Source organism: Arthrobacter sp. Ha26 (genome assembly GCF_059091705.1).
This window is the reverse complement of record NZ_JBNHGX010000001.1, coordinates 1,105,544-1,124,617: the sequence shown is the minus strand read 5'-3', so window position 1 is coordinate 1,124,617 and position 19,074 is coordinate 1,105,544. Positions and strand designations below refer to the sequence as shown.

At 66.1% G+C, this 19,074-nt stretch carries 13 protein-coding genes and 1 tRNA gene; 7 read left to right on the top strand and 7 right to left on the bottom strand.

All coding sequences use genetic code 11. From position 1 onward, the window contains the following. Positions 1-34 precede the first annotated feature (34 nt). From AC5RVY_RS05355 to AC5RVY_RS05345, 3 genes are all read left to right on the top strand, one after another. Positions 35-1,024, top strand: coding sequence for an LLM class flavin-dependent oxidoreductase (locus tag AC5RVY_RS05355; protein WP_493953642.1), 990 nt, complete (start codon positions 35-37; stop codon positions 1,022-1,024). Between the two features lie 189 nt (positions 1,025-1,213). After that, a complete protein-coding gene (locus tag AC5RVY_RS05350) occupies positions 1,214-3,844 on the top strand; it encodes a trehalase-like domain-containing protein (protein ID WP_493953641.1) in 2,631 nt (876 codons plus the stop codon). Positions 3,845-3,905: 61 nt separating this feature from the next. Further along, positions 3,906-5,399 (top strand): MFS transporter, encoded by a 1,494-nt coding sequence (locus tag AC5RVY_RS05345; RefSeq protein WP_493953640.1) that lies wholly within the window; start codon positions 3,906-3,908, stop codon positions 5,397-5,399. A 9-nt stretch (positions 5,400-5,408) separates the two neighbouring features. On the opposite strand, the gene AC5RVY_RS05340 is transcribed toward AC5RVY_RS05345, so the two are convergent. The 3 genes from AC5RVY_RS05340 to AC5RVY_RS05330 form a co-directional block, all read right to left on the bottom strand. Next, complete coding sequence (locus AC5RVY_RS05340) at positions 5,409-6,536, bottom strand: FAD-dependent oxidoreductase (RefSeq protein ID WP_493953639.1); 1,128 nt, start codon at positions 6,534-6,536, stop codon at positions 5,409-5,411. A 30-nt stretch (positions 6,537-6,566) separates the two neighbouring features. After that, positions 6,567-6,992, bottom strand: coding sequence for an aspartate 1-decarboxylase (panD, locus tag AC5RVY_RS05335; RefSeq protein WP_493953638.1), 426 nt, complete (start codon positions 6,990-6,992; stop codon positions 6,567-6,569). 138 nt (positions 6,993-7,130) lie between these two features. Further along, on the bottom strand, positions 7,131-8,045 hold the full coding sequence (locus AC5RVY_RS05330; RefSeq protein WP_493953637.1) for a LysR family transcriptional regulator: 915 nt from the start codon (positions 8,043-8,045) through the stop codon (positions 7,131-7,133). A 153-nt stretch (positions 8,046-8,198) separates the two neighbouring features. On the opposite strand from AC5RVY_RS05330, the gene AC5RVY_RS05325 reads away from it, so the two are divergent. Continuing rightward, positions 8,199-9,662 carry an amino acid permease gene (locus tag AC5RVY_RS05325; RefSeq protein ID WP_493953636.1) on the top strand — a complete coding sequence of 488 codons (1,464 nt, stop codon included), beginning with the start codon at positions 8,199-8,201 and terminating at the stop codon, positions 9,660-9,662. A 287-nt stretch (positions 9,663-9,949) separates the two neighbouring features. Beyond that, positions 9,950-13,453: a bifunctional proline dehydrogenase/L-glutamate gamma-semialdehyde dehydrogenase gene (locus AC5RVY_RS05320; RefSeq protein ID WP_493953635.1), complete on the top strand. Its 3,504-nt coding sequence runs from the start codon at positions 9,950-9,952 to the stop codon at positions 13,451-13,453. Positions 13,454-13,559: 106 nt separating this feature from the next. Here the strand turns inward: AC5RVY_RS05320 and AC5RVY_RS05315 are convergent, their stop codons facing one another. Next, a complete protein-coding gene (locus tag AC5RVY_RS05315; RefSeq protein ID WP_493953634.1) occupies positions 13,560-13,880 on the bottom strand; it encodes a hypothetical protein in 321 nt (106 codons plus the stop codon). A 198-nt stretch (positions 13,881-14,078) separates the two neighbouring features. Continuing rightward, positions 14,079-14,933, bottom strand: coding sequence for a LysR substrate-binding domain-containing protein (locus tag AC5RVY_RS05310; protein ID WP_493953633.1), 855 nt, complete (start codon positions 14,931-14,933; stop codon positions 14,079-14,081). 141 nt (positions 14,934-15,074) lie between these two features. Here AC5RVY_RS05310 and AC5RVY_RS05305 point away from each other — a divergent pair, with 141 nt between their 5' ends. After that, complete coding sequence (locus AC5RVY_RS05305) at positions 15,075-16,466, top strand: MFS transporter (protein WP_493953632.1); 1,392 nt, start codon at positions 15,075-15,077, stop codon at positions 16,464-16,466. 14 nt (positions 16,467-16,480) lie between these two features. Here AC5RVY_RS05305 and AC5RVY_RS05300 read toward each other — a convergent pair. Further along, positions 16,481-16,554: transfer RNA gene (locus AC5RVY_RS05300), tRNA-Gly, on the bottom strand. Positions 16,555-16,787: 233 nt separating this feature from the next. Here AC5RVY_RS05300 and AC5RVY_RS05295 point away from each other — a divergent pair. Further along, positions 16,788-17,249, top strand: coding sequence for an SRPBCC family protein (locus AC5RVY_RS05295; protein WP_493953631.1), 462 nt, complete (start codon positions 16,788-16,790; stop codon positions 17,247-17,249). 44 nt (positions 17,250-17,293) lie between these two features. Here AC5RVY_RS05295 and AC5RVY_RS05290 read toward each other — a convergent pair whose 3' ends face one another. After that, entirely contained in the window at positions 17,294-19,030 is a 1,737-nt protein-coding gene (locus tag AC5RVY_RS05290) for a CAP domain-containing protein (protein ID WP_493953630.1), read from the bottom strand. Positions 19,031-19,074 lie beyond the last annotated feature (44 nt).

Sequence of the window (19,074 nt, the reverse complement as noted above, 5' to 3'; positions counted from 1 at the left end):
TCCTGCGAAACGTCCCGAAAGGCCGGCACTCACCGTGACTCTTCCCCTCTCCATCCTTGACCTCGCAACAATCGGCAAGGGCCAGACGGCGGCGGAGAGCTTCGCGGGCAGCGTGGCCATGGCGCAGAGCGCCGAGCGGCTGGGATACCGGCGCGTTTGGTACGCCGAGCACCACAACATGTCCTCCATCGCCTCCTCCGCAACGAGCGTGCTCATCGCCCACGTGGCCGCGCACACCGAAAGCATCCGCCTCGGTGCCGGCGGCGTGATGCTGCCTAACCACTCGCCGCTCACCATCGCCGAACAGTTCGGCACCCTGGAGACCCTGCACCCGGGCCGGATCGACCTGGGACTGGGCCGCGCGCCGGGCAGCGACCAGAACACCATGCGCGCACTGCGGCGGGACCCCATGTCCGCGGACAGCTTTCCGCAGGACGTCTTGGAGCTGCAGGGCTACCTGACCGGCCCCACCCGGATCCAGGGTGTGGAGGCCACCCCGGGCAAGGGCACCAACGTTCCGCTTTACATCCTGGGATCCTCCCTGTTCGGGGCGCGGCTGGCCGCCCAGCTGGGGTTGCCGTACGCGTTCGCTTCCCACTTTGCGCCCAACGCACTGCAGGACGCCGTGGCCCTTTACCGCCGCGAATTCAAGCCCTCGGCACAGCTGGATGCGCCGCACGTCATCGCCGGCGTGAACGTGGTGGCCGCCGATTCCGCCTCTGAAGCGCAGGCCATGCTGCGCGCCACCATGCGGGCCAGGGTGTCCCTGTTCTTCGGCGGCGGCCGCGACTTCACCGACGACGAAGCGGACATGATCCTCGACTCCCCGCAGGGCCAGCACGTCTCGCAGATGATGACCTACTCCGCGGTGGGCACGCCCGAAGCCGTGATCGATTACCTGGACGGCTTCGGCAAGCACGCCGATGCCGATGAACTGATCGTGGCCCACCAAAGCAACGGCACCCAGGAGCGGCTGCGCTCAGTGGAGCTCCTGGCCCAGGCCGCCGGGCTGGCGCGGGTCTAGGCTGTGCGCGGCCGGCGGACTTTTACACATACGCAATGAAGGGGACTTTCGGGGGAAACGGCTGAGGTTGACCATGGGAGTGCCCCCTCGCTGAATCGCTGGGATTCGCGGGTGGGGCACCAACCGGTAGTCCGCAGGCAATCCAGCGGCTGAGTTCCCGGCCTGGTCCCGCCTCAGAGGGGTACACGGATGCCGACGCCCTTGAACCAAAGCGTGGCGGATTCCGCCTTGCTCACCCGCTCACTTCCGCTGGACATGCTCCGCTCCTTCGTGCACTCGGACGCGGCGGACGACGGCCTGACGCCTGCGCTGCTCGCGGAGCTCAAAGTTCTGGCCCGCGTCCCCGGGCTGCTGGTGGCCTGCAACTATGGGGGCACCCTGTGCGACGCCGAGGGCATCTCCACCGAGATCCTCCCGCTGGGCAGTGCGGCCATAGCGTTGCGCGCCCTTGCCGCGCTGCCCAACACCCATGCAGCCATCATTTCCGGGCGCTCGCTCCGTGACCTTGCGGCCGTCTCGCGCCTTCCCGTGGAGGTTCACCTCATCGGTTCGCATGGCGCGGAATCGGACATGGGCTTCGCGCACGCCCAGACACTGGCCACGGAATCCGTCCTGCAGAAGGTCAACGCAGCGCTCAATGAGGCCGTGGGTTTCCAAAAAGGCATCTGGATTGAACGCAAACCTGTGGCCGTGTCTGTCCATACCCGGTCCGCTCCGCCGGACATTGTGGAGTCCGTGACCGAAACCGCCCGTGAGATTGCCCGGGCCCATGGCCTGTTCTTCATCGTGGACGGTTCAGTGCTGGACCTGTCCGTGCAGGAACCCGCCAAAGCGGAGGCGCTGGAGAGCCTTCGGTCCCGGCTCGGAGCCAGCGCCGCCATGTTCGCCGGGGACGCCTACAGCGACGAACTGGCCATCGCCACCCTGCGCGGGCCCGACCTTGGCCTTCGGGTGGGCCCCGGTGAGACCACCGCCGCGCACCGCGTCCGAGACCCCCAGTCTTTCGCCAGGGTACTGGCGCTCCTCTTCGAACTGCGGCGGGCCTGGCTCTTCGGCGAGGATGCGGTGGGACTGGAACGGCACTCGATGATCGGCAACGGATCCTCCACGGCGCTGCTGACACCGGACGCGAAGATCTGCTGGATGAGCCACCCGCTGCCGGATTCCGGGTCCCTGTTTGCCCACATCCTGGGCGGTGACGCTGCCGGCCACTTCTCCGTGGAGCCGGTCAAGGCTTCCCAGGTGCTGGGGCAGCGCTACGTGGACAGCACCATGATCGTCGAAACCCGCTGGGCCGACGTCACGGTCACCGATTACCTTGAGCCTGCCCCGGACGGCATCACCAGCCTGGTCCGGGTACTCTCGGGCACCGGAGCGGCCAGGATCGTCTTTGCTCCCCGGCCGGACTACGCCAACGCCCCGTTCGCCATGGAAGCCCGCGGTGACGAGCTCCATGTGGTGGGGACGTCCGAACCGATCATCCTGTTCGCTCCAGGAGCCAGCTTCAGCATTACCTCCGACGGACGCCATGCCACAGCCACTGCATCCGTGAACCTGCAGGACGGGCCCGTGGTGCTCAACCTGCGCTGCGGCGATACCGAACCGCAGGCCGCGGACCCGGATGGGGAGACGGAGCGGCGCGCCGGGGTGGCCCTTCACGCCCGCCAGTGGGTGCAAAAGCTCGTCCTGCCATCCGTCAAACCCTCCTTGGTGCGGCGGTCAGCCCTGGTACTGCGCGCCCTGGTGCACCAGCCCACCGGCGCCGTCCTTGCGGCCCCCACCACGTCCCTGCCCGAGGGAATCGGCGGGACAAGGAACTGGGACTACCGGTACTGCTGGCTGCGGGACGGGTCCATGACGGTCAACGCGCTGGTGGACCTGGGCTCCACGGCGGAGGCCGCCGGATTCCTCGGCTGGCTTGGCCGTATCCTCGAACACGCTCCCGGCCCCGAGTGGCTGCACCCCTTGTACTCGGTGACCGGCGCGCCGCTCTCCACGGAAGCCGTCGTCGACAGCCTTCCGGGATATGCGGGATCCCGGCCCGTGAGGATCGGCAACGCAGCGGACCATCAGGTGCAGCTGGACGTTTTTGGCCCCGTTGCTGAGTTGATCCATGCCGTGAGCGAGAAGGAGGGCGCGCTCGCCGATGACCACTGGGAGCTGCTGGTCCAAATGGCCTCAGCCGTCCTGGCCCGCTGGCACGAGCCCGACCACGGCATCTGGGAGGCGAGGCGGGCAGCGCGCCACCACGTCTATTCGAAGGTGATGTGCTGGGTGACCCTGGACCGCGCGCTGCGGACAGCGGCCCGCCACGGCCGGGAGCCGGATGCGGCCTGGGCGCCGACCGCCGCCACTATCCGTGAGGAGGTGCTGCGGGAGGGCTGGGATGAGTCGGCGAAGTCCTACACCGTGGCCTACGACAGCCCCGACCTTGATGCGGCGGTCCTGCACATTGGCCTCTCCGGACTGCTGGACGTTGCGGACCAGCGCTTCCTGGACACCGTCAGTGCCGTGGAGCGGGAGCTGCGGGTGGGGCCCACCGTCTTCCGGTACAGGTACGACGACGGCCTGCCGGGCCTGGAAGGCGGGTTCCACATCTGCACCACCTGGCTGATCGAAGCCTATGTGGCCGTGGGACGCATCGACGAGGCCTGGGACCTGTTCGACCAGTTGGTAAACCTTTTCGGCCCCACCGGGCTGCTGCCCGAAGAGTACGACCCCGGCACGGAGACCCACCTGGGGAACCACCCACAGGCCTATTCGCACTTGGGGTTCATCCGCTGCGCCCGGCTCCTGGACGAACACCAGGGCAGAAGATAGCCGGTGCCAGTCGTGGGTACCTAGAGTGGAGGTAACAGGGACCCAAACCGAAACGAGACTGATGATGACCGCCCGTGCCCAGGGAGTGGGGTTCCGTTCTGAACGCGGCCCCATCCTGATCGCCCTGATGCTGTCCACCGGACTGGTGGCCATTGATTCCACCATCGTGGCCACTGCCGTGCCGTCGATCGTCCGGGATGTAGGCGGGTTCGAGTCGTTCCCCTGGCTGTTTTCGGCCTACCTGCTGGCCCAGGCCGTATCGGTACCCATCTACGGCAAGCTGTCCGACATGGTGGGCCGCAAGCCGATCATCCTGGCGGGCATCGGGCTGTTCCTGCTCGGGTCAGTATTGTGCGGTATTGCATGGAGCATGCCCGCCCTGATCGCGTTCCGCGCCCTGCAAGGACTCGGAGCAGGGGCCGTCCTGCCGGTATCCATCACCATCGCCGGGGATATCTACTCCCTGGAGGAGCGCGCCAAGGTCCAGGGCTACCTTGCCAGCGTCTGGGCTGTCTCCTCGGTGGTGGGCCCTAGCCTCGGCGGGATCTTCTCTTCGCTGGGCATTTGGCGCGGTATCTTCCTTGTCAATGTTCCGCTGTGCCTGCTGGCCGGGTGGATGCTGCTCCGGACCCTGCACGAGAACGTTGAACGCGCCAAACACCGGGTGGACTACGCCGGCGCGGCCCTGCTGGCGGTTTCGCTTGGCCTGCTGATCCTTGGCGCCCTTCAGGGCGGACAAGGGTGGGAGTGGAACTCTCCGATCAGCATCGGAATCTTTACGGTTGGCGTGGTGCTGCTGGCCGCGTTCCTGATGGTGGAGCGGCGGGCAGCGGAACCGGTCCTGCCGTCATGGGTGGTGTCGCGGCGGCTTCTTGGCACCACGGCACTGGTCTCCTTCGGGGTCGGGGCCGTGATGATCGGGTTGACCTCCTACGTGCCAACGTTCCTGGAAGGAGCGCTGGACGCCTCGCCCCTCGTTGCCGGCCTGGCGCTCGCAGCACTCACCCTCGGCTGGCCGATCAGTGCCTCGCAGGCCGGCCGGTTGTACCTGCGGATCGGGTTCAAGGCCACGGCATTGATCGGTATCTCCGTCACCGTGGCAGGCCTGCTGGTCCTGTCACTGACCGCAGCCACTCCCAACGTGGCACTCGTGGCAACCAGTTGCTTCGTGGTGGGACTAGGTCTGGGGCTCGTGGCCACGCCCACCCTGATCTCTGCCCAATCCAGCGTCTCGTGGAATGAGCGCGGCGTGGTGACCAGCACCAACATGTTCGCCAGGTCCATTGGGAGCGCCCTGGGCGTGGCGGTCTTCGGCGCCGTGGCCAATGCGGTTCACGCAGGCGCGGCCGCGAAAGGCGATGCGCCCGCTGTGGTGGCCGCTTCCGGCGCAGTCTTCCTCGCGGCGCTGGTGGGCGGCATCCTCACCGTCGCCGCGGTGCTGGCCATGCCCGCGGTAAAGCCAGGCGCAGTGGACGAGGAGGCCCAGGGCAGTTCAGGGGACGACGCTGAGCCGGACCTGGACGAGGAAAGCAGCCGGAGCGGCGCCGACACGTAGTGCGGGTACTTACCGGGAAGCGCGGAAAATCGCCGGCGCAGGCCGGGTGCCCGTTGCCAGGTCGGCGAGGATCCGGCCCACCACGGGGGTGAACTTGAACCCGTGCCCGGAGAAGCCGGCGCCGATCACCACCGGGCCGATCCGGTCCAGGATGAAATCCTCATCCGGAGTGGTGGTGTAGGTGCAGCTGATGGCCTCGAACGAATCGGCGTCCACGCCGGGAAGCCAGGTGCGGGCATAATCCTGCAGGGCGGCGAGCTGCGCTGGTTCGGGCTGGAAGGACCGCCGGTCCGGGTCGACCAGCGGACCCACGCCGTGCCAGCCGGCCTTGATGCCCTCGCCCGGGGTTTGCATCCCATAGACGGGGGAGTACCAGTTCTTGTATTCCGCACTGTTGCCCGGCGTGTGGTTGAACCCGGGCCATACCGCGTCCGCATCCGCCACCCGGAAATGCAGCGGCTGCTCCTGCGTAACCCGGAGCTTTGGCAGCCGGAACCCGGCACCACGGGCGCCTAGGAGCTTCTCGGTCCAGCCGCCGGCCGTCACCACCACCTGGGCTGCGGTTACCACCTCGGCACCGGCCTCGGACTCGAAAGCCAGCCGGACGCCGTCGTCCATTACCTGCAGTTCAACCACTGTGGTGTGGTGGCGGATCTCGGCGCCGCGGGCTGCGGCGAGCCGCTGGAAAGCGGGAAGGGCTGCCTCCGGGTTGAGCTGGCCGCCGTCGGGCATGTGCAGTGCCTGCTGGTCGAACCGGATGCCTCGCCATCGTTCGCCTGCCTCTGCGGCGGACAGGAATTTGGCGCGGATGCCGGCCTGGGTCAGCGCGGCGGCGACGTCCTGAAGCCTCGGGTCCGGGCCGTGGTTGACGACGCCCGTGCGGGCAAGCAGCGTTTCGCCGCTCTCCTGCTCCAGCTCGTCCCACAGGGCCAGCCCCTCGGCCAGCATGGCCACGTATTCGGGCCGGTGGTAACCGGGGTTCAGGTTGCGGGTAGTGCCGTGCGAGGCGCCGATCTTGTGGCCCGGACCAAACTGCTCTACCAGCGTCACCTGCCGTCCGCGGCGGGACAGTTCCCAGGCGGTGGCCGAGCCCATGGCTCCGCCGCCGATCACCACGGTGTCCAGCATCTTTTCCATCAATCAGGAGTCCCGGACGGCCGGATCCGGTTAGACGGTGGCGTTATTAAGTGCGAAAGGGGGGCGCATCATCCCAGGAGTGAGGCCCTCGGCGGGGTCGTTGCCCAGCTGGATCATCCGGTTGTTTTCGTCCACGTGGACCACCCGCGGCTCGTAGGCCTTGGCCTCTTCGGTGGTCATTGCGGCGTAAGTAATCAGGATGACAATATCGTTCTCGTGCATGAGGTGCGCCGCTGCACCGTTGATGCCGATGACGCCGGAACCGCGCTCGCCGGCGATGGTGTAAGTCTCAAGCCGGGCGCCGTTGGTGACGTCCACAATGGACACGAGCTCGCCGGGAAGGATGTCGGCGGCCTCGAGCAGGTCCAGGTCCACGGTGACGGAACCGACGTAGTGCAGGTCGGCGTGCGTGACGGTGGCCCGGTGGATTTTGGACTTGAACATTGTTCGATTCATAACTGCATCAGTCTAGCGCGGGGGCTCAACGGCGCAGTGACGCAGGGAACAGTGACGGGCGGATGTTACGGGCGCAGCGGCTGGTGACGTGCGACGGCCCTCGTTGCCTGTCTTAGAAGGGCGTACGACGCCGGCCGGTCACCCGCCGTCGTTCCCCGCCACCGCCGCGGCTGCTGCAGCCAGGGTTTCCCTCGCAGCCAGGATGGCCGGCCGCTGCGCACTGGAGCGCCGGACGGACGTAAAAACGGTGCGGTGCGGCTTTCCCGGAAGCTCCAGCAACTCCGCCGTGGTGCCGCGGCCGGTCCACACCAGGTCCGGCATCAGGGCCACCGCGTTGCCCGATTCGATCAGCCGGATCTGGGCCTGCAGGTCAGCGGTTTCAAAGCGCACATCGGGCTCAAAGCCGGCGCTGCGGCACGCCTGCTCCGCCCAGTGGCGGGATGCCGCACCCCGCGGTTCCATGACCCAGGCGAGTTCCGCGGTGTCCTCCAGCGAACGGATGGAGGGCCCGCCGTCGGACGCCGGCGGAACGGCCAGCCTGATCGCATCGGTGGTCAGGCGGACGCGGTCCAATTGGGGGTAGCGCGGGGCCGCGTGGCCCGGATACTGTTCGGCAATGACAAGGTCGAAGTCCCGCGCCCAGGTCTCATGGAGCGCAGTTTCCGGCTCGCGCTGGATCATTTCGATCCGGACCTCCGGGTAGGCCTTGGCCATCCTCGTCAGGGTGTCCGGCATCAGGGCCAGGGCCGCCGACTGGAAAACCGCGATCCGGACCGTGCCCGTGACAGTGGTCAGGGAAGCAGCAAGGTCCGCCTCCGCCTGCTCCATGGTTTCGAGGAGGTTCGCCGTGTGCGCCACCAGCACCTCGGCCTGCGGGGTGAGCTGGACCCGCCGCCCGGTTTTCCGGAGCAGCTCCACGCCCACTTCCTTCTCGAGCAGGGCAAGCTGCTGTGATACTGACGACGGGCTGTACTGGAGTGCCTCGGCCACCTCCGCAAGGGTTCCCCGGATGCTTAGTTCCCGGAGCAGTCGGAGCCGGCGGACGTCGAGCATGAGGAAATCCTTACCGAAACTAATGAATATAGGTTAGAAGTAGTCACTTTATCTAACGCAAGCACCCTTGCATACTGTTGGGACCGAGTTACCCCCGTCACAGCCATTTCCTGGCGTGCCGCGGCGGGGTCGCACCCCAAGCAGGAGTTCCTGATGAGTACTAGAGACATGACCCAATCGATCATGCGGCGGAAGCCGATCGACGACATCGAGGAAGAAAACAAGCACAGTGGCCTCTTCAAGTCACTCGGGCTGTGGCAGCTGACGGCAATCGGAGTGGGCGGCATCATCGGCGTCGGCATCTTCTCCCTTGCCGGACTGGTGGCAGCCGGAAGTGAAAGCACACCCGGGGTGGGGCCCGCCGTGCTGTTCTCCTTCCTGATCGCCGGTCTTGCCTCCGCGGCCGCCGCCCTGTCCTACGCAGAATTCGCCGGCATGATTCCGCGGGCCGGCTCCGCCTACACCTACGGATATGTTGCGCTCGGCGAGGTGATCGGCTGGTTCATCGGCTGGGACCTGCTGCTCGAATACATCGCCATCGTGGCCGTTGTGGCCATCGGCATCTCCGGCTACTTTGACGCGTTCCTCTCGGGTATCGGCATCCACATGCCTGTCTGGATGACCTCCACTCCCGATGAAGGCAAGGGCGGCATCGTCAACATTCCCGCCATTGTGGTTTGCCTGCTCGTCACGTGGATCCTGTCCCGCGGCACCAAGGCCTTTGGCCGCTTCGAACTTGTGGCTGTTGCCATCAAGGTGGTCCTGATCCTCTTCATCATCGGCCTGGGCGTCTTCTACATCGACACCAACAACTACAACCCGTTCATGCCCAGCGGTTTTGGCCCCGTGCTGGCCGGCTCGGCCACCGTGTTCTTCGCGGTGTTCGGTTACGACGCCATGAGTACGGCGGCGGAGGAGGCCACTGACGGCAAGAAGCACATGCCCAAGGCGATTGTGCTGTCGCTGATCATCGCGATGCTCCTGTACGTAGCGGCAACCCTGGTCCTGACGGGCATGCAGAACTACAAAGACATCGACCCGAAGGCCGGCTTCGCCTCAGCGTTCACCGGTGTTGGCCTGCCGATCATTGCCACCATCATCTCGGTGTTTGCCGTGCTGTCCATCCTTACCGTGATGCTGACCTTCCTCCTGGGTGTCACGCGCGTCTGGTTCTCCATGAGCCGTGACGGCCTCCTGCCCGGCTGGTTCGCCAAGACCGACCACCACGGCACCCCGCAAAGGGTCACCTGGATCGCCGGCATTGCCTCAGCCCTGCTGGCCGGTGTGTTCCCGATCAAGGCGGTGGCTGACCTGACCAACATCGGCATCCTGGCCGCGTTCGTTGTCGTCTGCCTGTCCGTGATCATTTTCCGCTACAAGCGCCCGGACGCCCCGCGCACCTTCCGCCTGCCGCTGATGCCGCTGGTTCCCGCCTTCGGCGTCCTGGCGTCAGCCTTCCTGATGTTCCAGCTGCACTGGGAAACCTGGCTCCGGTTCGGCGTCTGGCTGGTCATCGGCCTGGCCATCTACTTCTTCTATGGGAAGAAGAACTCGCTGATGAACCCGAACAGCCCGCGGCACGAGGAGATCGTGGAGATGCACCGCCCCCTCCGCTGACCCTCCCGGAGCAGGCTACTCAAAGCTGAGCCTTTCTCATCGGCAGGCCTTCCCCCTCAACACCCGTTGCCCTATCACTTTTGGTCCCTAAACAGCTGTTTTGGGGACCAAAAGTGATAGGGCAAGGGGAGAGGGTGGGAGGTCTGCCGATTGCCGTTTAAGGCTCAGGTAAACCATCGGTTTTTCTAACCTGTATTGCTTAGAAAACATCGCTTTATCTTATGTGATTCGAGGCTCATACTGATGGATAAGACCTCCTCGAACCACAGGAAAGAACGGGAAAAGCCATGACCCACATTGCAATGGAGCCCGGAGTCGCCTCCGGATCTGTCCCCACCGTTGACGTTGATGTGCCCCAGGCCAAGGCTCTTGCTAACGAGGCCGTAGCCCTCGTCCGGCACTGGCTCACCGAAGCCTCCAAGGTCCCGGTGGATGCCTCCGCCCAGCAGCTGGCAGGAGTCCTCAAGGATCCCAACGGACTGGAGTTCACGGTGGGGTTCGTGGACGGCGTGGTCCGCCCCGAGGACCTGAATGTTGCCGCCCGGAACCTGGCAGCACTCGCCCCCAAGGTGCCCGCATTCCTGCCCTGGTACATGCGCCGCGCAGTCCAGCTCGGCGGCACCATGGCCCCGGTCATGCCGCAGGTTGTTATCCCCATCGCCCGCAAAGTGCTGCGCGAAATGGTGGGCCACCTGATCGTGGACGCAACCGACGCCAAGCTGGGCCCGGCTATCGCCAAGATCCGCAAGGACGGCATCAAGCTCAACGTCAACCTCCTGGGCGAAGCAGTCCTCGGCGAGCACGAGGCATCCCGCCGGCTCGAAGGCACGCACACCCTGCTGGCCCGTCCCGACGTCGACTACGTCTCCATCAAGGTTTCCTCCACCGTTGCTCCGCACTCCGCCTGGGCTTTCGACGAAGCCGTGGAGCACGTCGTCGAGAAGCTCACGCCGCTGTTCCAGCGCGCCGCTTCCTTTGCCCGGAACGGCGGGAAGGCCAAGTTCATCAACCTGGACATGGAGGAGTACAAGGACCTGGACATGACCATTGCGGTCTTCACTAGGATCCTGGACAAGCCCGAGTTCAAGGACATGGAGGCCGGCATCGTGCTCCAGGCCTACCTCCCCGACGCGCTCTCCGCGATGATCCGCCTGCAGGACTGGGCCGCCGAACGCCGTGCCCACGGCGGCGCCGCCATCAAGGTCCGCGTGGTCAAGGGCGCCAACCTGCCCATGGAGCAGGTGGAAGCATCCCTGCACGACTGGCCGCTGGCCACCTGGGGCAGCAAGCAGGACTCCGACACCAGCTACAAGAGCGTCATCAACTACTCGCTGCACCCCGACCGAATCCAGAACATCCGCATCGGCGTCGCCGGCCACAACCTGTTCGATATCGCGTTCGCCTGGCTCCTGGCCAAGCAGCGGGGAGTTGAATCCGGTATCGAGTTCGAGATGCTGCTGGGCATGGCCCAGGGCCAGGCCGAGGCCGTCAAGAAGGACGTCGGATCCCTCCTGCTTTACACCCCCGTGGTGCACCCGGCCGAGTTCGACGTCGCCATCGCCTACCTGATCCGCCGCCTCGAAGAGGGTGCGAGCCAGGACAACTTCATGTCCGCGGTGTTCGAGCTGAGCGAAAACGAGGCCCTGTTCGAGCGCGAGAAGCAGCGCTTCCTTGCCTCGCTCGCCGCACTGGACAACAGCGTCCCGTTGCCGAACCGGCGGCAGAACCGCAGCCTGCCGCCGCTCCCGATGCCCCACCAAGGCTTCGAGAACACCCCGGACACCGATCCGTCCCTGCCGGCCAACCGTGACTGGGGCCGGGCCATCCTGGAACGCGTCCCGTCCTCCACCCTGGGCAACGCTTCCGTCGCCGCGGCATCCATCACGGACGAAGCCACGCTGAACAATGTCATCCAGACTGCCTTGGACAAGGGCAAGGCCTGGGGGGAGCTGTCCGGAGCCGAGCGCGCCGAAATCCTGCACCGCGCCGGCGACGTCCTGGAGGCCCGCCGTGCCGACCTGTTGGAAGTCATGGCCAGCGAAACCGGCAAGACCATCGACCAGGGCGACCCCGAGGTCAGCGAGGCCGTGGACTTCGCCCACTACTACGCCGAGTCCGCACGGAAGCTGGACAAGGTCGACGGCGCCACGTTCGTCCCAGCCAAGCTCACCGTTGTGACCCCGCCGTGGAACTTCCCGGTTGCCATCCCGGCAGGGTCCACCCTCGCGGCACTCGCCGCCGGCTCCGCCGTCGTCATCAAACCCGCCAAGCAGGCCGCCCGCAGCGGCGCGGTGATGGTGGAAGCGCTGTGGGAAGCCGGCGTGCCCCGCGATGTGCTGACGATGGTGCAGTTGGGCGAACGGGAACTTGGCAAGCAGCTGATTTCGCACCCGGAAGTGGACCGCGTGATCCTCACCGGCGGCTACGAAACAGCGGAGCTGTTCCGCTCCTTCCGCCAGGACCTGCCGCTTCTTGCCGAAACAAGCGGCAAGAACGCCATCATCGTCACCCCCAGCGCCGACCTGGACCTGGCAGCCAAGGACGTGGCGTACTCCGCGTTCGGCCACGCCGGCCAGAAGTGCTCCGCCGCCTCACTGGTGATCTTGGTGGGCTCGGTGGCCAAGTCCAAGCGGTTCCACAACCAGCTGATCGACGCCGTCACCTCCTTGAAGGTGGGCTACCCGGAGGACCCCACCAGCCAGATGGGACCCATCATTGAGCCGGCCAATGGCAAGCTCCTCAACGCCCTCACCACTCTCGGTGAAGGGGAAAACTGGGCGGTTGAACCCAGGAAGCTGGACAGCACCGGACGGCTCTGGAGCCCGGGCGTTCGCTACGGCGTCAAGCGCGGCTCCTACTTCCACCTGACCGAGTTCTTCGGCCCGGTCCTGGGCGTGATGACTGCTGACACGCTGGAAGAGGCCATCGCCATCCAGAACCAGATCGAGTACGGCCTCACCGCCGGCCTCCACTCCCTGAACTCGGAAGAGCTCGGGATCTGGCTCGAGAGCATTCAGGCCGGAAACCTCTACGTGAACCGCGGCATCACCGGCGCCATTGTGCAGCGCCAGCCGTTCGGCGGCTGGAAGAAGTCGGCCGTTGGGGCCGGAACCAAGGCCGGCGGGCCCAACTACCTTGCCGGACTTGGCGACTGGACCCCCGCCGTCAGCACGGTGGACACGCCTGTCACACACCCCGGTGTCCGCCGGATCATCAACGCCGCCGGCGCTGCCCTGGAACCTGCCGAACTTGAGTCTGTCCAGAGGGCATTGTCCTCGGATGCGCAGGCCTGGGCTGAGGAATTCGGCGCTGCCAAGGATGTCTCCGGCCTGAGTGCCGAGCGCAACATCTTCCGGTACCGGAGCCTGCCGGTCACCGTGCGCCTGTCCGAGGGTGCCCCGCTGGCGCACCTGGTCCGGACGGTAGCAGCCGGCGTGCTGGCAGGCTCGGCAGTGACGGTGTCCACCGCCGTCGCGCTTCCCGCCCAGCTGCGCCCGGTGCTGACTGCGCTGGACATTGATGTGACAGTGGAGTCCGACGCCGAGTGGATGGCTTCTGCTGAGCGACTGGCCTCTGCGGGGAAGCTGTCCGGGGCACGGATCCGCCTGATAGGCGGGGACGCCGCTGCGCTGGCGAAGGCCACCGGAGGCCGCCCCGACCTGGCCGTCTACGCGCACCCGGTCACCGAAGCCGGACGCGTTGAGCTGCTGCCGTTCCTGCACGAACAGGCTGTCAGCATCACCGCCCACCGGTTCGGGACCCCGAACCACCTCTCGGACGCCTTGATTTAGTTCATCTGGCACAGGGAAGAGGCCGGCGGCCACCTTGATACGGTGGCCGCCGGCCTCTTTGTCTTCCTGTGCCGGACCCTGTGGAAACAGGGCCCCAACAGGGGTATCAGCCCAGGTACCATCCCGGGGGTGACCAGGTCACGGGAACGCTGTGGGCGGAAAACTGTTCGCAGTGGGTGCAGGTGTAGGCGACTTCGCCGAGAGTGGCGACGTTGCCGTCACGCCGGTAGGTGGGCGGGATGTAGGACTCGAGGTAGACAAATTCGTCGGTCCGGCAGGTATCGCAGGTAGGCTTGCCAACATATCCGGAGTCCGTGGTGGCAAAGCCGGCGCCGAGGCTGGAATTCCGGGTGGCCGGCGGACGCGCGGAATTATGCGGGCGGGCATGGGTGGAGGAGCTCAGGTGGGTGTTCTTGGCTGTCGTCATTGGCTGCCTGTCCCGAGCGAGCGGAACCTGACATGCAGGGGCGCGCTCGTGTTAGTGAACCGGCCAGCTGCTTGACCATGGGAAAACCAGCATAGGTGATGCGACCTTCCGGGATCAACGGAGAACGAGTTGTCTTCCGCCGTCCATGCCCCGCTATTGTCCGTTTTCCCGGGCCTTCCCGGGCCGATTCGGTGTTCCCTAGGCCGGGCGGTTGATGGTCCTGCCCACGATGGACTGCGTCAGGGCATCGATGACCTCGGAGTTGGCCAGCGGATTCCTGATCAGGGTGAAGTCAACGTCGCCCACCGCCGGAAGGTCGAAGCGGCGCGTGATGATTTTCAGGTCCTCGGGTACCAGGGATGACGGCATAACGGCTACTCCGATTCCCGCGCGGACCGCTGCAAGCACCCCGCTGATCTGGCGGGTGGTGCAGGTGATGCGCCAGGTCCTGCCGTGGGATTCCAAAGCGTCGATGGCAAGCTTGCGGCTCAGGCTGGGCGAGGGGTAGGCGATCAGCGGGACCGGTGCCCCGGGCTCAAGCATGGTCTGTTCCTGCCCCACCCAGGAGAATGAGTCATGCTGCACCACGGTGCCGTCCTTGGCCCCGGCCACCCACTTCACAAACACCAGGTCCAGCTGGCCTGCGTTGAGCTTCCGGTAGAGCTGGTCACTCTGGCCCACCGTCAGTTCCAGGTTGATCTGCGGGTAGATCTGCCGGAATTCGCGAAGGATCCGGGGCAGGCCGGTGATGGCAAGATCGTCCGCGGTACCGAAGCGCAGCCTTCCACGCATGGCTGAACCCGAGAAATACCGGGCGGCGGCGTCATGCGCAGACAAAATATTGCGGGCAAAACCTGCCATGGCGTCACCGTTATCGGTCAGGCGCACGTCCCGCGTGTCCCTGGTGATCAGCACCCGCTTGGCCGCGGTCTCAAGTTTGCGGACGTGCTGGCTGACGGTGGGTTGGGCCAGTCCCAGCCGCTCGGCTGCCTTGGTGAAGCTGAGGGTTTCGGCCACAGCGAGGAAGGAGCGCAGCTGGGCTGGTTCAAACACGAGGGACTCCAGTGGCCGTGTGGGCGTAGCAGACATTGCGGTTCGCAATACGAGTTATAGGGACAATACGTCTCCATAATCCCGTTGCCCCAGCTTAGCGTTAAGGTCATCCCGGACCGACCGCAATTTGAGGACATTCCTGTGGCACCCCCACCGCCGTCATCGGCAACCGTCTCCCAGCCCGTCATCGACTCAGCCGGCTCCCCACCGCGGGACCACCAGACCCAGCCCCTCGGCGTTGTCCCTGAACGGCTCCCGTGGAAGCACACGTTCATCTCGCTGAAGGTCCCCAATTTCAGGATCTTCGCCATGGGGCACTTCATTGCCGTCATCGCCATCTGGATGCAGCGCATTGCGCAGGACTGGATGGTCCTGCAGCTTTCCGGATCCGTGACCGCTGTGGGCATCACCGTGGCGCTGCAGTTCCTGCCCTCCCTCCTGCTCGGACCGTGGGGCGGCATGATCGCGGACCGGTTCGCCAAGCGGAAGATCCTCATCCTGTGCCAAAGCATGGCCGCGGTCCTGGCCGCAGCCCTCGCCGTTCTTGCACTGACAGGAGCGGTCCAGGTCTGGCACGTCTACGTTATTGCGCTGGTCCTTGGCCTGGTGACCGTGCTGGACCAGCCGGCCCGGCAGGTGTTCGTCAATGAACTGGTGGGCCCGAAGTACCTCCGCAACGCGATCAGCGTCAACTCCACGACGTTCCAGCTGGGAGGCCTGATCGGTCCTGCCCTCGCCGGCTGGCTGCTGACCGCCGTGGGGGCAGGGTGGGCCTTCGCCGGCAACGCCGCGGCTTGCTGCTGCACGGTGGCCATGCTCCTGATCCTGCGGAAGGACCAGTTGTTCGTCAGTGCCCCTGCCCCCAAGAGCAAGGGGATGCTCCGCGAAGGCCTGAGCTACGCCCTCAGCAAGCCCACCATCTACTGGCCCTGGCTGATGGCGGGGTTCATTGCGGTTTTCGCGATGAGCCTGCCCGTGGTGCTGGCCGCTTTCGCGGACCACGTCTTTCACATTGGCGCTGGAGGCTATGGGCTGCTGAACGCCCTCGTCGCGCTCGGCGCCTTCGCCGGCGCAGTGGCATCCACTCGGCGGCGCCAACTGCGGCTCCGGTCCGTGGTGTTCTGTGCCGGCATGTACGGGGTGATGCTTTGCCTCGCGGCTGTTGCGCCGTCCATGCCGGTGTTCGGCGCCGTGATGGTGCTGTCCGGTTTCTGGTGCCTGATGTTCCTGACGGGATCGAACCAGCTGGTCCAGGTGAGCTCGAACATGAGGATCCGCGGCCGCGTCATGAGCCTGTACATCATGGTGCTGATCGGCGGCCAGGCTATCGGCGGGCCGATGCTCGGCTGGCTCTCCGAGCACGCCACCCCCCACGTAGCCCTGCTGGTGGCCGGGGGAGTCCCGGCCCTCGCCGCCCTGACGGTCGCCGTCATTCTGGCCCGGAAGGGCTCGCTGCTGCTGAGGGTTGATTTGAAGGACCGGCGCCACCTGGTACGGATCACTCCCCGGCCCGCGGCCTGCAGGGAGGGCTAGAGTCCAGGGTGAAGTGGAGCGGCTGACGGGAATCGAACCCGCGTATCAAGCTTGGGAAGCTAGCGCTCTACCATTGAGCTACAGCCGCAATGCCCCCGTTTCGGGGGCAGAACATAGCTTAGCGCAGATGTGGTGGCGGGCCTGCCAAGCGGCGGGCAAGAGGGCCGTGTCCGGTCACCGTGGCGTCATCCAGTAACTCTTCAATAACGTCACCGCCGCTGGCTAGGTAGGGATATGGAGCGCTGGCTAACCTGATCCGGTAGCTGCGGTGCCGGGGGGTGCAGCTATGCGGCAGGCTGACGTCAACCACGAAAGATCCCAATGGCATTCGCAGAGCATGAGGTCCTCATCCGGCGTGACGCCATGGCTGTGTACCTGTATCTGCTGGATCCCACCAACCTTCCGCGGTGGCGGGACGGGGTGCGAAGCGTCAAGCTGCTCCAGGGTCCCGCGGGAACCAAAGGTGCCGTTTACAGGAAAATGGTGGCAGGGCGGTCCGGACTGAGTATTCCCGCCGATCTGGAGATCACTGAGGCAAGGCCGGGGGCCGAAATCCAGTTCCAGGTCAGGTCAGGGCTGGGCCAGCGGACGGGCGGCTACTACCTCAGCTCCGAGGCATCGGGAACCCGCGTCCGCTTCGCTCTGGAATTCCAGCCGGAGGGGCGGTTCGGTGTCCTTCACCGGTTCGGCTTCCTGAGCAGGATGGCCCAGCGGGACCTCTGCTCGGAGGTGGCCCAGTTGGAGCGACTCAACGACATCCTGGAATTCCAGCCGGCCGCCTGACCTTGCTGAGACTGGCCGGCCCCGGATCGCGACGCGGACGGCCCCTACTGCGCCAGCCGTTGCCCCGTCCAGGGGCCGGCAATGTTCGACGGCGATGCCAGGCTTCCCGAGGTCAGGTCCCAGTACTGCACCACGTCGTTGGCCCTGCGCAGGGCAAGGCCTGTGGAGTTCAGCCCCGTGACGTCCTTGAGCGGGCGAACGCCTGTAACGTCGCCCCATCCGGTGGCGACGGTAGGCCTGGTCTCGGCCCGTAGCGCAGTGGTTCCCCAGCCGCGGTAGAGCTGTACGGAGCCGTCCGCGCGCAGGGCAAGCACATCCTGGAAGCCGTCCACGTCGTAATCCACCATGGACACCTTCCGCGCGGCGCCGATGGTACCTACCGCGGTGCGTTCCGCGAGGTCTCCGGTGCCCTTGTTGGGGTACAGGTACAGGTTCCCCGCGCCGTCGAGGGCAAGAATCTGGGGAAGCCTGTTGTTGGCGCACCAGCCGCCCACGGCGAGGGTCAGCGTCTCCCATCCTCCGTTCCCCAGGGTGGCCGGAGCCTGGAAGCCTCCGGCAGCGTTGCCCCGGTGCAGGGTCAGGGTTCCGTTGGTCCACTGGGTCAGGAGATCGAAGGCGCCGTCACGGTCCCAATCGGTGGTGAACACTTCCTTGGCGCCGGCAAAGCCGGACCCAATGACCCTGGAGGGGGCGAAGGTGCGTCCACCGGTGGCCTGGCGGGCCAGGAGCTGTCCGGCTGAGTCAACGGCGACAAGGTCGCCGGGGCCCTTGATGGCTGCGGCCGAGAGATCCAGCGTAGGTGGCATGTGCCGCACCGGGGCGTCACACATGCTGGGGGCCGGCGGCGGGAAAGCAATGCCCGAGCCCGTGCCGCCGGGGGAATTGACGGTGCCGGCGGGAAGGGTGGTGTAGCCAAAGAAGTTCACCACGCCCCAGATCTGGTAGGTGGAGTTGGTGTAGGAGATGCCGGCGCCCATAACGTTGAAGCGCGGATCAAGCAGCATGGCGTTGTGGCCGGGGGATCCCTTCCACCATTCCACCAGCTGGGCGGCGTCCCGATCAGTGCGGATGGCGATGACCTCACCGGCGCCGTTGTTCGGATTCATGGCGCGGGGGTCTGTCCAGAAGTTGGCGCGGTGCTCAATCACCTCTCGGGAGGCAATGCTGTCCGACCACTCCTGAGCCAGTCCTGCCACGGTGGGGTGGTACTTCACCGGGTTCAGGCCCTTGGACGCCCGGTACTCGTTAATCCTGTTGAACACTGTGAGGACCGCTGCCGCGTTGCTGTCCGGTACCAGGGCCTCCGTCGAGGGCAGTCCGGCAGCGGACTCGGGTGCTGCGAGCCGGGTGGCTGGGGGAGAAGCCAGTTCCCCGTCCGGAGCCCAAAGCGGGGGGATCCAGGGAACTTCGGGCGTGGGTGCCGGGGACGTTGTGGAGGGCACGGGGGCCACCAAGGCCTCGCTTGAGGCCACAACAGCGGCCGGCTGCACGGGCGCGGGCTCCAGCACGGCCGGCTGGGTGGTCAACGTTCCCGCCACAAGGGATGGCGACGCCGGCTTGATGTCCGGGTCCACGGCTGGGGTGAGCCGGGACAGCGCTGAGCCGTCGCCCCGAGCCGCCCGGCCGTCGTCGACCGTCACCGGGCCCAACGCCACGGTGCGGGGACCGGCGGACGAAGATTGGCTTGCCGCCTGCGGTGCGGGAAGGACCCCCACGGAAGAGGAGACCAGCGCTAAAGAACAGAGCACGCCAAGAAACGCAGGCGCCACTAATTTATTCACAACATCCCCAGCTCTGTTGGGCCATCCGGGAGACCATCCGGCGC

What these genes read in the sequence shown, in the direction of transcription:
- AC5RVY_RS05315 (WP_493953634.1), bottom strand. Translation starts at nt 13,880, where the DNA reads ATGACGACAGCCAAGAACACCCACCTGAGCTCCTCCACCCATGCCCGC.
- AC5RVY_RS05340 (WP_493953639.1), bottom strand. Translation starts at nt 6,536, where the DNA reads ATGGAAAAGATGCTGGACACCGTGGTGATCGGCGGCGGAGCCATGGGC.
- AC5RVY_RS05320 (WP_493953635.1), top strand. Translation starts at nt 9,950, where the DNA reads ATGACCCACATTGCAATGGAGCCCGGAGTCGCCTCCGGATCTGTCCCC.
- AC5RVY_RS05330 (WP_493953637.1), bottom strand. Translation starts at nt 8,045, where the DNA reads ATGCTCGACGTCCGCCGGCTCCGACTGCTCCGGGAACTAAGCATCCGG.
- AC5RVY_RS05325 (WP_493953636.1), top strand. Translation starts at nt 8,199, where the DNA reads ATGAGTACTAGAGACATGACCCAATCGATCATGCGGCGGAAGCCGATC.
- AC5RVY_RS05345 (WP_493953640.1), top strand. Translation starts at nt 3,906, where the DNA reads ATGATGACCGCCCGTGCCCAGGGAGTGGGGTTCCGTTCTGAACGCGGC.
- AC5RVY_RS05295 (WP_493953631.1), top strand. Translation starts at nt 16,788, where the DNA reads ATGGCATTCGCAGAGCATGAGGTCCTCATCCGGCGTGACGCCATGGCT.
- panD (WP_493953638.1), bottom strand. Translation starts at nt 6,992, where the DNA reads ATGAATCGAACAATGTTCAAGTCCAAAATCCACCGGGCCACCGTCACG.
- AC5RVY_RS05350 (WP_493953641.1), top strand. Translation starts at nt 1,214, where the DNA reads ATGCCGACGCCCTTGAACCAAAGCGTGGCGGATTCCGCCTTGCTCACC.